The organism is Archangium sp., assembly GCF_045802675.1.
Lineage (GTDB): Bacteria > Myxococcota > Myxococcia > Myxococcales > Myxococcaceae > Archangium.
The window spans coordinates 16,429-29,558 of record NZ_JBJMQO010000134.1 but is presented as its reverse complement, the minus strand read 5'-3'; the positions used below and the strand labels follow the sequence as shown (position 1 = coordinate 29,558).

General features: G+C 69.6%; 11 protein-coding genes. 8 read left to right on the top strand and 3 right to left on the bottom strand.

Going from position 1 to position 13,130, the window contains the following annotated elements; genetic code table 11:
- Window positions 1–227: 227 nt before the first annotated feature.
- Window positions 228–1,157 carry a hypothetical protein gene (locus ACJ8AN_RS37230; protein ID WP_407760352.1) on the bottom strand — a complete coding sequence of 310 codons (930 nt, stop codon included), beginning with the start codon at window positions 1,155–1,157 and terminating at the stop codon, window positions 228–230.
- A gap of 445 nt (window positions 1,158–1,602) precedes the next feature.
- On the opposite strand from ACJ8AN_RS37230, the gene ACJ8AN_RS37225 reads away from it, so the two are divergent.
- The 5 genes from ACJ8AN_RS37225 (at window position 1,603) to ACJ8AN_RS37205 (ending at window position 6,812) form a co-directional block, all read left to right on the top strand.
- Complete coding sequence (locus tag ACJ8AN_RS37225) at window positions 1,603–2,817, top strand: Dickkopf N-terminal cysteine-rich domain-containing protein (protein ID WP_407760351.1); 1,215 nt, start codon at window positions 1,603–1,605, stop codon at window positions 2,815–2,817.
- A gap of 170 nt (window positions 2,818–2,987) precedes the next feature.
- The gene (locus ACJ8AN_RS37220) at window positions 2,988–4,226 is read left to right on the top strand and encodes a di-heme oxidoredictase family protein (RefSeq protein WP_407760350.1); all 1,239 of its coding nucleotides are present in this window, start codon (window positions 2,988–2,990) and stop codon (window positions 4,224–4,226) included.
- 26 nt (window positions 4,227–4,252) lie between these two features.
- Window positions 4,253–5,269: an EfeM/EfeO family lipoprotein gene (locus ACJ8AN_RS37215; protein WP_407760349.1), complete on the top strand. Its 1,017-nt coding sequence runs from the start codon at window positions 4,253–4,255 to the stop codon at window positions 5,267–5,269.
- 5 nt (window positions 5,270–5,274) lie between these two features.
- The gene (locus ACJ8AN_RS37210) at window positions 5,275–5,835 is read left to right on the top strand and encodes a hypothetical protein (protein ID WP_407760348.1); all 561 of its coding nucleotides are present in this window, start codon (window positions 5,275–5,277) and stop codon (window positions 5,833–5,835) included.
- 158 nt (window positions 5,836–5,993) lie between these two features.
- The gene (locus ACJ8AN_RS37205; protein ID WP_407760347.1) at window positions 5,994–6,812 is read left to right on the top strand and encodes a carboxypeptidase regulatory-like domain-containing protein; all 819 of its coding nucleotides are present in this window, start codon (window positions 5,994–5,996) and stop codon (window positions 6,810–6,812) included.
- Between the two features lie 83 nt (window positions 6,813–6,895).
- On the opposite strand, the gene ACJ8AN_RS37200 is transcribed toward ACJ8AN_RS37205, so the two are convergent.
- Complete coding sequence (locus ACJ8AN_RS37200) at window positions 6,896–7,723, bottom strand: Ig-like domain-containing protein (RefSeq protein WP_407760346.1); 828 nt, start codon at window positions 7,721–7,723, stop codon at window positions 6,896–6,898.
- A 313-nt stretch (window positions 7,724–8,036) separates the two neighbouring features.
- Here ACJ8AN_RS37200 and ACJ8AN_RS37195 point away from each other — a divergent pair, with 313 nt between their 5' ends.
- The gene (locus ACJ8AN_RS37195; protein WP_407760345.1) at window positions 8,037–9,632 is read left to right on the top strand and encodes a serine hydrolase domain-containing protein; all 1,596 of its coding nucleotides are present in this window, start codon (window positions 8,037–8,039) and stop codon (window positions 9,630–9,632) included.
- Between the two features lie 21 nt (window positions 9,633–9,653).
- Here the strand turns inward: ACJ8AN_RS37195 and ACJ8AN_RS37190 are convergent, their stop codons facing one another.
- A complete protein-coding gene (locus tag ACJ8AN_RS37190; RefSeq protein ID WP_407760344.1) occupies window positions 9,654–11,234 on the bottom strand; it encodes a flavin-containing monooxygenase in 1,581 nt (526 codons plus the stop codon).
- A 224-nt stretch (window positions 11,235–11,458) separates the two neighbouring features.
- On the opposite strand from ACJ8AN_RS37190, the gene ACJ8AN_RS37185 reads away from it, so the two are divergent.
- Window positions 11,459–12,358 (top strand): helix-turn-helix domain-containing protein, encoded by a 900-nt coding sequence (locus ACJ8AN_RS37185; protein WP_407760343.1) that lies wholly within the window; start codon window positions 11,459–11,461, stop codon window positions 12,356–12,358.
- A gap of 56 nt (window positions 12,359–12,414) precedes the next feature.
- Complete coding sequence (locus ACJ8AN_RS37180; protein WP_407760342.1) at window positions 12,415–13,035, top strand: hypothetical protein; 621 nt, start codon at window positions 12,415–12,417, stop codon at window positions 13,033–13,035.
- Window positions 13,036–13,130 lie beyond the last annotated feature (95 nt).

The following is a 13,130-nucleotide window of genomic DNA, read 5'->3' as shown; positions in this document are numbered from 1 at the left end:
TCCGCCCCCCTCTCCCCCGAGCCGTCCGGGAACGCGACACGGGTGTTCATGGACGAGACAGCGCGCGGGCACGCTCGAGGTGCGATGACTTGCCACGTCAATGCTTGTGGATGCAATTGATTGGCATCCCATGACGCGGCGCGGGGGAAAAAGACAGCGGGCCCCCGGTGTTCTCACCGGAGGCCCGCCGCTGACTCTTCAACCTTCTGTCGGGAAAAACCCGGAGCTTAGAAGCTCTTGGCGCAGTAGCCGCCGGACGCGTTCACCCAGTTCTGCTGGATGAGGAAGTCGCGGGTGCCGAGCTTCATGTTGGCCGTGGCGCCGTTGGCGGCCGCGTAGGTGGTGCCGAACGTCCAGGCGCACTTGTCCGCGTTCTCCGCGCCCTTGGTGTCGTACCAGGCGTTCAGGTCGGGGTCGGTCACCGCCTCCTCCAGCTCGTGCGAGAGGATGGAGATCATGCCGTCCGCGCCCGGGTTACCGTTGGGGCCGGCGTTCGGGTACATCTCGCAGGACGACGGGCAGCGGTCCGGGTTACCCACGAAGCTGTACTTGATGTCCGAGCCGCCGATGGTGCCGTGCGTGTGCCAGCCGCAGTACTGGGTGCAGAAGCCCGAGGTGGCGTTCACGTCCGAGGACGTCACCACGAAGTACACCGCGCTGGTGTTCTTGGGCAGCTTGCCGCCGTTGATGGCGTCCGCCACGATCGACTGGATGTTCGCGTCCGTCAGCGCGGTGCCGTAGGGGTAGGCCACCGTGGTGCTGCCGCCGTTCACCACCGAGTTGCTCACCTTCGTGCCGGCGGTATTGGTGTAGGTGGTGTTGATGTTGAAGTACGGAGATCCGCCGATGCTGTTGGCCCAGTCGCCGATGATCGTGGGCGCGGTGTTGCCCGACCAGTTGCCGTAGTAGATGAAGTAGACGGTGTTGGTACCCGTCATCACCGGGCCGCCGTGGTTGGTGATGCCGTTGGCGCCCGGGGCCGCCTGGCCGCCCGGCTTGGCCGCCGTGGAGACGAACTCGCTGGCGATGCCGCCGCCCTTACCCGCGGGCTGCACGTCCACCGAGTCCTGCGTCTGCTCGTCCTGCGACTGCTCCATGCCACCGCAACCAACCGCCGCCAGCAGGGAGGACAGAACAACATAACGAACTGCGCGCATGTGGGGGGACCTCTTCTTTGCCGCGGAGGGCCGGGGAGGAAATTTCCGGTCACGGGCGAAACAATTCTTACCATTCCCAGAAACCAAGCGAAAGAGGGTTTCTTGAGAATTTGCGAATTTGCCCTGAGTCCCAGTTTTCCCCATCCGAGAGTCATTGCGGCGCGTCATGGGACATTCCGCCCCGAAAGCCGCAAGGCATTGCCTGTTCGGCTTCGGACTCGGGGCGTTCTGCCCCATTGTCCTCCCCTCGCCATGAACCGCGAGACATTCTGCCCCGGCGTCGGGCGAGCCGCCGCCTCGAAGACATGCGAAATATTGACAGGCCAATCATTGACATGGGGTGTCACGCCAGGATTCGTGAGGAGCCCCGGCCGTTCCCGGATTCTTTGAATCCATGACAGCGCCCTTCCCTCGGGAGGCCGTGGCTTGCCAGAGTCCGCGACTCATGAACCGACACCTCCCCCTCCCCCGAGTGCTCGTCGTTGCCGCCCTGGCCCTGCTCGCCGCCTGTGGAAAGGACCCCGACGAGACCCCCGACACGCAGCCGCCGCCCACGCCCGTCGTGGCGGAGAAGTTCGCCGAGGAGTACGCGAACGCGCTGTGCGCGCGCGAGCAGCGCTGTGGAAGCCTCGCGCCCTATCTGGTCGATCAGTGCAAGGCCGACGCGAAGGAGCGCATTGGCGCCACGGACGTGCAGAAGGCCGTCGCCGCGGGCCGGCTCACCTATGACGCGGACAAGGCGCGTACGTGTGTCGATGGCATCCAGAACACCCCGTGCTTGAGCAGCAACATCAGTGATGAGGTGCAGGCGACCTGCTACGCCGCGCTCCAGGGCACGGTGCAGAAGGGCGCCGCGTGCTCGTTCCTCTTCGAGTGCGCCGCGGGCACCTGCCAGCTCTCCGACGAGGGCACGTGTCCCGGCGTCTGCCCGACGGAGGAGCGGGTGTCGGGCCTGGGCCAGCCGTGCTCGAACTTCCGCAACCCGAAGTGCGATGAGCGCGCCGGGCTGCGCTGCTCGGGTGGCACGTGCGTCCATCCCGCGGGCCAGGGCGCGAGCTGCATCGACAACAACGGTTGCACGACCGGGTTCATCTGCATCTACCCGGACGGCGCGGAGATGGGCACGTGCACGCCGCTGGCCAAGGAGGGCTCGGGCTGCTCTGAGGATGCCTCGTGCGCGGCGGGCCTGTTCTGCACCGGTGACAGCATCTGCGCGCCGCGCCTGGCCGAGGGCAAGCCGTGCGCGATCGCTCCCGACGACGTCGACGCCGCGCTCCGCGGGGCCGAGTGCCAGGAAGGGCTGACCTGCAAGGGCGGCGGAATCGACACCGAGGGCAACCCCGTCGCGGGCACCTGCGCCAGGATTTCAGCGGAGGGCGGGGCGTGCAAGCCCACCCCGGAGAACACCCAGCTCTTCCTCACGGGCTGCCAGATCGGCCTGGACTGCACGAATGGCGCCTGCGCGCTGCCGCCCGTGAGCGGCACCTGTCCCCAGACGGGCTGCCGCTCCGGCGTGGCGTTCTGTGACAGCGACACCAACACCTGCCAGCTCCTGCGGCAGCTGGGCGCGGCCTGCACCATCCCCCCGCAGTGCGCGAGCCGCAACTGCGGCCCCGAGGGCACGTGCATCGCGGCGGAAGTGCTCTACTGCCACGAGTAGCCTGAGTCGTCCGGGGGGAGCCGGCCTGACCGCCTGGCCGCTCCCTCCGCGCAGTCGCTCCCCTGCCCCATCCCCCCACCCCTTCATTGACAGACACGCCGGGTGCCCCCCGGCGGACGCGACAGGAGCCTCGATTGACAGCCATACAGCGGATTCCATCTACTGCGCCCATGCGAAACAGCAGGAGCGTGCGTTGGCTGGGCGCGGTGGTGCTCGCGCTCTCGGGGCTGGCCTGTGGTGAGCCCCAGACGGACCCGGACACCCTCACGGTGAAGACAGAGGACGGCACGGATCTCCCGCTGCGCGAGGCCACGCCGGAGCTCCATGCCCGCTTCAAGGAGGGCGATGCGCTCTTCGACTTCACCTACAACGAGGCGGATGGGCTGGGCCCGCTGTACATCCGCGCCGCCTGCTCCTCGTGCCACCAGGCCGCCGCCAAGGGGCCGGGCGCGGTGCAGAAGATGGCGGTGGTGGACGCGGATGGCGTCACCTCGGCCGAGGACCAGAGCGCGCTCGCCTGGGGACACACGGTGCGCCCCTACAAGACGGCCGGTGCCACGCAGACCATTGGCGTGCCTCCGGGCGGGGCCAACCTGAAGCTGTCGCTGCGCGTGGGCCCGGCGGTGTTCGGCCGCGGCTACCTCGAGGCCATCGCCGACTCGGAGATCGAGCGGATGCAGGCCGAGCAGGCCACCCGGACCGACGGCATCCACGGGCGCATCAATCGCGTCACCTACCACTCCCAGCCCAATCCGGGTCAGCCGTTCCAGGCCCACCAGCCGGGCGACACCAACCTCATCGGCCGCTTCGGGGTGAAGGCCCGCATCGCCTCGCTCGACGAGTTCACCGCGGACGCGATGCAGGGAGACATGGGCATCACCTCGCCCATGCGGCCTGGCGAGCCCGTCAACCCGGATGGGCTCACCGACGACGGCAAGCCCGGCGTGGACGTGGACCTCGCCCGCGTGAACGCGGTGGCCGACTACATGCGCCTGCTCGAGATTCCCAGCCGCGCGGCGCCGGGTGCCGACGGGCCGCGGCTCTTCTCGGAGGCACGCTGCGCCGTGTGCCACGTGCCCTCTCTCAAGACGCGCGGCGACTACCCCTTCGCGCCGCTCGCCGGCCGCGATGCGCCCGTGTACTCGGATCTGCTGCTGCACGACCTGGGCACCGGCCTGGCCGACGGCATGGTGGATGAGAGCGCCACCTCGCGCGAGTGGCGCACCGCCCCGCTCATCGGTCTGCGCTTCTTCACCACCTACCTGCACGATGGGCGCGTCAAGACGATCCGCGACGCCATCCTCGCCCACCAGGGCCCCGGCTCCGAGGCCAATGACTCGGTCACCCGCTTCCAGCAGCTCTCCGCCCCGGAGCAGACCGCGCTGCTCGACTTCGTCTCCTCCCTGTAGTGCCGCCCCCACCCGACGAGAACCCCATGTACCGCCGCCTCCTCCCCGTCCTCCTCCTCGCCACCGCGTCTTGCGGCCCCGACGTTCCTCCGCAGGACCAGGCCCTGCTCGACGTGAAGAGCTACATCCAGACCAACCTGGACGCGCTCCACACCGCGGTGGTGGACCTGCAGAACGACGCCCCCGCCCCGGATGCCGACGGGTGGAGCGCCTCGAGCGACGCCGCCGCGGTGCAGAAGATGCGGGCGGACTGGGCGCGGGCCCGCATCGCCTACGAGCACATCGAGGGCGCCATCGCCGTCCTCTTCCCGGAGCTCGATCTCTCCACCGACGACCGCTACGACGGCTTCATCGCCACCGGCGCGGATGACAACCTCTTCGACAACGAGGGCGTCACCGGCATCCACGCCGCCGAGCGCATCCTCTGGTCCAACGCCATCCCCCAGCGGGTGCTCGACTTCGAGAAGGGCCTCCCCTACTACCAGCCGGCCGCCTTCCCCGCGAACGAGAACCAGGCGCGCGAGTTCAAGGAGAAGCTGCTCGGGCGGCTGGTGGCGGACGTCAAGACGATGAAGACCCAGTTCGGCCCGCTCGCGCTGGACACCGCCTCGGCCTTCCGCGGGGTGATCGGCTCCATGAGCGAGCAGATCGAAAAGGCCAACCGGGCGGCCTCCGGCGAGGAGGAGTCGCGCTATGCGCAGTACACGCTGGCCGACATGCGCGCCAACGTCGAGGCGGGCGTCTCCATCTACGCCGCCTTCAAGCCCTGGCTGCTCGAGCAGAAGGGTGGCAAGGAGCTGGACGGGAAGATCGCCGCCGGCTTCAAGCACATCCAGGACCACTACGCCTCGCTGCCCGGTGACGCGCTGCCCGAGGTCCCCTCCACCTGGAGCTCCGAGCACCCCTCGGCGCAGGACCTGGCCACGCCCTTCGGCCAGCTCTACCAGACCCTCACCAACGAAGCGGAGCCGGACACCGACGGCACGCTGGTGAACTCCATGAACGCCGCCGCCGACGCGCTCGGCATCCCCCTCCTGCCCTGAACCCCATGCGCTCCTTCCTCCTCCTTGGCCTCCTGGCCGCCGCCGGCTGTGGCGGCGGCACGACCGGCGAAACGACGACTCCCGAGGCCGTGGACGACACGCCCTTCATCGCCCTGCAGCGCGACTTCCAGTCCTTCTCCACCTGGGAGCACTTCCACCTCGAGGGAGATGGCAGCGGCACGCCGCACACTGGCGGCAACCGCGACATCTACCTCAACAAGCGTCCGGCCAAGGGGGCCACGCAGTTCCCCAACGGCACCATCATCGTCAAGCGCACGGACGGGGTCGGGGACCCGGACAACGGCGGCCCGCGCACCTTCGCCATGGTCAAGCGCGGCGGGGACTACAACCAGAACGGCGCGCTCAACTGGGAGTGGTTCGAACTGGTCCAGAGCGATGTGGAGAACCCCAGCAGCCCCTGGCTGATCTCCTGGCGGGGGCTCGGCGCGCCGGCGGGTGGCGCGTACGGCTCGACCGATGGCGGCTGCAACGGCTGCCATGCCCAGGGCTCGGCCAACGACTACGTGCAGGCCGTGGTGCTCCAGCTCTCCGCGCTGGCGCGCTAGCACGCCCGCCACCTCTGGGGGCTCCCGGGCGCCAGGTTGCCCCCGGAGCCCCCTACCCCATTGGCCCATCGGCCCGCTTTTCTGTTACGACAGGCGCGGACATTCCCCACCCAGGCGCGCGGCCCCCACGCGCACCGGGAGTGTGAGGAGACTGCACGATGAAGCTGCGTACGCTGGGCCTGACGGTGCTCGGTGCCGTGGGGCTCTCCGCCCTGCCGGCCTGCAAGAAGGACGAGGCCGCTCCCGCCGCCGCGCAGGCCACGGCCCCGGCCTCCATCAAGGCCGCGCCGCTGCCCGCCGACACGCCCCTGCCCAAGGACGCGGAGGAGACCGCCGAGGCCCCCACGGGCGGCGGCACCCTCCACGGAGTCGTCACCTTCAAGGGCAAGCCCCCGGCCCCCATGCCCATCATCCCGGGCACGGATCCCAACTGCGACGGCATGGAGCTGGAGGAGCAGCCCGTGCGCGTGAAGGACGGCAAGCTGGCCAACGTGCTGGTGCGCGTGCGCGGCGAGGTGCCCGGGCAGAGCACCCCGCCGCCGGGCGCCATGGTGGTGGTGGACCAGAACCGCTGCCAGTACCTGCCGCGCGTGCAGGGCGCGGTCATCGGCCAGCCGCTCGTGCTGATGAACAGCGATCAGACGCTGCACAACGTGCGCGGCATGGCCGGGAGCAAGCAGCTCTTCAACGTCACCCAGCCGCCGCTGAAGACGAAGGAGGCCCAGCCTCCGAAGGACTCGGACGTCGTCCGCCTCAAGTGCGACATCCACCCGTGGATGACGGCCTTCGTGGTGCTGAACCCGAATCCCTACTTCGTCACCTCGGGCGAGGACGGCGCCTTCTCGCTGCGGGGCGTGCCGCCGGGGACGTACACCCTCGAGGCCTGGCACGAGACGCTCGGCACCCGCACGGCCCAGGTCACGGTGAAGGAAGGCCAGGACGCCGAGGTGTCCTTCGAGTTCGTGGCCGCGAAGTAGCCCCGCGCGGCCCCGGATACACCACGGGCCCCGAGGGGTGTTGCCCACTCGGAGCCCGGGATGGATGCGGCGGGTGCCGCGCCCTACTTCTTCTTGATGGTCAGCTTCGTCTCGGCGGCCTTGCTGCCACCCTCGGCCTTGAGGGTGACCGCGCCCGCCTTCACGGCCGTCACCTTGCCGGTGGCGTCCACGGTGGCGACCTTCGCGTCGCTCGTGGTGTAGGTGAAGGACACGCCCTTGATGGCCGCGCCGTCCGTGCCCTTGGCGACCACCGCGAGCGCCGCGCTCTCGCCCACCTTCAGCGTGGCGGGCACCGTCTCGAAGGCCACCGCGTCCACCTCGGGCAGCTTCACGGTGACGGGAATCTCCTGCCTGAGCTTGCCGGAGGTGGCCGTCACGGTCGTGGTGCCCACGGCCTTGGCGATGAACTTGTTGCCCTCCACCGCCACCACGTTGGCGTCGGCGCTGGCGTACTCCAGCTTCGCCGTCTTCACCGGGCGGCCGGCGTCATCCTGCACCTCGGCCTCCACCACCGCCTCCGAGTCCAGGCCCGTGAGCGTGAAGGGCGCGCCCTTGACGGTGATGGCCGAGGGGATGACGACCTCCACGGGGGCCATGGCGCGCACCTCGCCCGTCGTCACGGAGATGGTGGCCGCGCCGCTCTTCACCGCGCTCACCTTGCCCGTGGCGTCCACGGTGGCGACCTTCGCGTCGCTGGTGGTGAACTCCAGCTTCGCCTTCTCCACCGGCTCGCCCTTGGCCGTCACCGCCACGGCCGACAGCGCCACCGCCTGGCCCGCCTCGGACAGCTCCACCTTGGCCGGCTTCACCTCGATCCGCTCCACCTTCTGGCACGCGGACGCGAGCAGGACCACGGACGCGGCCATCAGCGGATTGAACAGCCTCTTCATGATGAATGTGCCTCCCACCCGCCCGGGGGCGAGTGCTTGATGTTGGGGATGGGGAACTTTGGGCCCAAAGGACCCGGGTGATGAAACCCGTCTCGCCTCAGCAATCCGTGTTCCATTTCCGACATCCCTCTGAGCCCCCCCGGCGGCCGTGGAGAAAAGGGACGGTCTACGCAAGGGGTTGTCCTTTTTCTCCACGTTCGCACGCCGCATCCGAAATCCGTCTACCGTGGGGAGCAGCGGCATCACGCGACATGCATTCCGAATTCAGAGCCAGACAGACGCACGCCGGGTGCGAGACCCGGAGGGACAGGTGGTGAAGGGACTGCTGCTTGCGTTCCTCCTGCTCGGCCTCACGGTGGGGGCGGCCCCCCCGGCCGTGCCGGTGTGCGAGCGGCCCCACGTGCCGGCCCCGGAAGTGGAGCGGCCCTTCCCCGAGGACGTTCAGCGGGCCCTCGAGGCGCTCGTGCGCGCGGAGCTCGCCCGGGAGCCGCACGCGGGGCTCGCGGTGGGCGTGGTGCACGGGAGCCAGCGCTGGGTGGGCGCCCATGGCCTGCGCGATGTGAGCCGCGGCCTGCCCGCCACGACGAGGACCACGTGGCGCATGGCCTCGATCACGAAGACCTTCACCGCGGTGGCCGTGCTCCAGCTCGTGGAGCAGGGACGGTTGGAGCTCGATACGGACATCCGCACGTGGGTACCCGCGTGGCCGGAGAAGCGCTGGCCGGTGACGGCGCGGCAGCTGCTCGGGCACCTGGGCGGCGTGACGAACTACGGCCGCTTCGGCCCGAGCCATGACACCGGCCCGCTCGACACGGCGGGCTCGGTCGCGCTCGTCGCGGGCTACGAGCTGGAGGCCGAGCCGGGCACCCGCTTCATCTACAGCACCTGGGCCTACAACCTGCTCGGCGCCGCCATCGAGGCCGTGTCGGGGCAGAGCTACGGGGAGTACCTCCAGGAGCACCTCTTCGCGCCCTCCGGCATGGAGCACGCGGCGCTGGATGATCGCCGCACGCGCGACGAGCAGCACGCCGCCGGCTACCGGATTCGCGAGGGACAGCTCGTGCCCTCCAGGCTCGTCGACGTGTCCGGCCGCTTCGCCGGCGGAGGCACGCGCGCGACCATCGAGGACCTGCTCGGCTTCGGGAAGGCGCTGCTCGACGGACGGCTGCTCTCTCGCGACAGCGCGGGGCTGATGCAGCGCTCGCAGAGCACCCGGGACGGGCACCTCACCGACTACGGCATGGGGCTGGCGACCTGGCCGCTCCGGGGGCACTACGTGGTGGCCCACGCGGGAGCCCAGCCGGAGACCTCGACGCTGCTGCTGCTGCTGCCCGGGGAGGACGTGGCGATCGTGCTCGCGAGCAACGTGGAGGGCCAGGGCGACGTCCTGCGGCGCATCGCCTACGGCATCATCGAGCTGCTGCTCGAGGGCGAGGGCTCCCGGTTGAACGCGCGGTTGAGGGACCCGGTGGACGCGGTGGTGAACGAGGGGCTGGGCCGCGTCTTCAGCCAAGGGCTCGCGTATTACCAGTGGGCGGCGCACGGGCCGGGGACACTGCCCGGGACGGGCGGACTGCCGGAGTCCTTCGAGCAGGTGACGCGGATGCTCGACCGGACGGAAGTCTCACGTGCTCCGGGAGCCGCGCGCGAGCGCCTCCTCGCCGCGCACGGGCCGAGCGGCAATTGGCTCCTCGTGCAGGTGGGCGCCCACATGGCTCGGACGCTGGAGGAGGCGCTGGGCCCCGAGCGGCTGAGGACCTACTCCTCGCGGGGCGCCCTCGCCTTCTTCAACGACTACCTGGCCGTCTGCGAGTCGCGGGACTGCCCGGAGCCGTTGCGCTTCAACGAGGTGCTGCGCGCGGACCTGCGCCGCTTCACCGGGGGAAACCTCGAGCCCGCGAGGCAGTGACTCCGGAGCAACCTCCGGGCTTCAGGCGGCGTCGCGGGAGCCCACCGCGCCGCGCTGGGGCTGCTCGACGCTCGCGGGCGGCAGCGCCGGCGCGCGCGAGAACCGCATGGTGCCATCGTCGACCTTGCCGAAGCTCAGCGTGAACAGGTCGAGCATGTAGTTCTGGTAGAGCCGCCACGGCCGCTTCGAGCCCTGCTTGGGCATCATGCTGGCGGCGCGCTGGACGTAGCCCGACGTGAAGTCGAGGAAGGGCCGCTCCTCGACGGAGGGATCATGGCGCGGCATGCAGATGCTGTCGCCCGTCCGCGCCAGGTGGTTGAGCAACCGGCAGACATACTCGCTGGTGAGGTCCACCTTCAGCGTCCAGGACGCGTTGGTGTAGCCGAACGAGTAGGCGAGGTTCGGCACGTCGCTGAACATCATGCCCTTGTAGCAGAGGGTCTTGGAGATATCGCACCGCTCGCCGTCGATGGAGAACTCGATATCGCTCAGGAGCTGCAGCTTGAGACCGGTGGCGGTGACGATGACGTCCGCCTCGAGCTCCTGGCCCGAGCGGAGCTGGAGGCCCTTCTCGGTGAACGTGTCGATCTGATCCGTGACGACCGAGGCGCGGCCCTGCTTGATGGCCTGGAACAGGTCGCCGTCGGGAACGAGGCAGACGCGCTGGTCCCACGGGTTGTAGCTCGGCGTGAAGTGGGTCGCGACGTCGTAGTCGGAGCCGAGGTGCTCGCGCACCATGCCGGTGAGGAACCGCTTCACCTGCTCGGGCCGCTTCCGCGACAGGTTGAAGAAGAACAGGCTCAGAACCACGTTCTTCCATCGCGTGATGCCGTAGGCGAGCTTCGCCGGCAGCCAGCGGCGCAACGCATTGGCGAGGCGGTCCTCGGCCGGGCGCGACACGACATAGGTCGGCGAGCGCTGCAGCATGGTGACGTGCGCGGCCGTCTTGCTCATCTCGGGCACGAGGGTGACGGCGGTCGCTCCGCTGCCAATCACCACGACGCGCTTGTTCGTGTACTCCAGGTCCTTCGGCCAGAACTGCGGATGGACGACGGTGCCCTGGAAACGCGCCTCACCGGGGAACTCGGGCCGGTGGCCCTCGGCGTAGTTGTAGTAGCCGCTGCACATGAGCAGGAAGGTGCAGGTGTAGCGCACGAGTTCCTTCTCGGGACCGCGCTCGGCCTCGACCGTCCAGCGCGCCTGCTCGGAGGACCAGGAGGCCCGCTTCACGTGGTGGCGGAAGCGGATGTGCCGGTCGATTCCATACTCGCTCGCCGTCTCGCGCACGTAGCGGAGGATGGATGGCCCGTCGGCGATTGCCTTTGGGTCGGTCCACGGGCGGAACGAGTAGCCGAGCGTGTACATGTCCGAGTCCGAGCGGATGCCCGGATAGCGGAACAAATCCCACGTGCCACCGATGGCCTCGCGTCCCTCGAGGAGGGCGTAGGACCGGCCCGGGCAGTTCGTCCGCAGGTGATAGGCCGCGCCGATGCCGGACAGGCCCGCGCCGACGATGATCACGTCGAAGTGCGCCACCGGGGCTTCCGTCCCCGCCCCCAGGGAGCCAGCCGAGTGTTCGATGGGGGCTGATGGGTGGGCCATGGAGATCTCCTGTCATGCCTCATGCAAGTGACACGACGCGTTGTCAATTTAGGGACCTGCTCGCCCGGACGCTCGACCCGCCTGGGAGGAGCAGCGAGGCCGACGAGCCCCTGCTTCGCGCGGGCGTGGTCGGCGGCATGGCGGGAGTTCCGGCGGATCGCCCGGGACGAGCGCGTCTCCTCCGAGGTTGAGCCCAGGCGGTGTGAGCCGCTACGAAGGCGGTGATGACGAGAAAGAAGACCGTGCCCGGAGCGAAGAAGCCGCGGCCCTCTCGCGAGGAGTTCGAGCAGCACCGCGTTCCCGTGTGGGTGGAGCGCTACGGGCTTCACGGTCCCACCTGTGGGGGAACCGCCGTCCATTCGTACGCCGTCATCGTCCTCGTGAAGCGGGGGAAGTCGAAGGTGCGGCACACCGGAGAGCTCGTGCTGCGCGCGGGGGACGTGCACCTCATTCCTCCGGGGGACCCGCACGGGGCCCTGCACTTCGAGGACATGGAGGGATGGAGGCTCGCGTTCCACCCGGAGGCGTTTCCCCACGATGACCCGAGCTGGGGCAGCCAGGCGGAAGCGTGGTTGGGCCCGTTGCTGCGGGTCAGGAGCGGATGCCATCCGGTCCTTCGTCCGAACGCCGCTCAACGCCGGCGCCTCGAGCGGTGGTTCCGGCTCCTCGAGTCCGAGCTCGCTGGCGACGACAGGTCTCGCGACGAGGCCGTGAGCGCCCTGCTGCGGCTGGTGTTGATCGAACTGGAGCGGATGAGCGGCCCCGAGGCCCTACCCGACGCCACGGGCCAGGGACTGGCCCGGCGGGCGCTCACGCACATCGAGGCCCACGCCCTCGAGCCGCTGTCGCTCGCGGAGGTGGCCCGAGCCGTCGGACGCTCCGCCACACATGTGGCCGGCGTGGTCCGCGAGGAGACAGGCCGCACGGTGGGGCAGTGGATTCTGGAGTACCGCATGGCCGAGGCCCGGCGGCGGCTCCGGGGGACGGACGAGCGCGTGGACATCATCGCCGAGCGCGTGGGCTACGCGGACGCGACGCATTTCATCCGCCTCTTCCGGCGGGCCCATGGCCTCACGCCCGCCGCGTGGAGACGCCACGCAACTCTTTCTCTCGCCGGCCGATAATTCCACGAATCGACGATGAACCGGCGCCCCAGGCGGTGCCAGGGGACGCACGCACCATGGACATCCGGCTCAAGGGGACCACCACCAGCAGGGCCACGCCCGTCGCCGAGCAGGCCGCTGCGACCTCGAACACCGTTGCGGCGAAGGCTCCCGAGCAGGCGGTGATCGCGCCGAAGGGGGATGTCTTCGAGGCGCGTCCGGGGGCCGCGGCCGAGGCGCTCCAGAGGGCGGCGAGCGTCGCCGCGGTCCAGACGCGCCCGGTGGACGCGGCGCAGCAGATGAGGGACTACCTCACGGGCGTGCTTCCGCCGCCAGCCGACTTCAAGAAGGTCATGGGCTACGAGCCCATCCGGGTGGAGACGAAGCACGGGACGCGGATGCAGGATCCGAACGGCAGCGCATCGGCGCCGTACGGCATCGGTCCCGACCAGGACTTCGACGCGATGGCCAAGACGCACGACTACGGCTACGACCTGCTGCGCTACTTCGGACGGACGGGCCAGCCGCTGGGCCCCGAGGCCCGGAAGGCCGCGGACGCGCAGTTCCGGCAGGACCTCTTCCACCACGCCAATGACAAGAAGGGCCTGGTGGAGCGTTGGAAGAGCCGCAGCTGGGCGCAGATCTACGCCGTCGCGGTGGAGCTCAATTCCAAGCGGCAGAACTACGGCGTGCCCTAGAACCTCACGACCGTTCACTCCAGCAGCCCCCACCGTCGCGAGCGTCGCCTTTCGGATGAACGCTGCGCCATTGGCCGCATGGTGTCGCGGCTCGT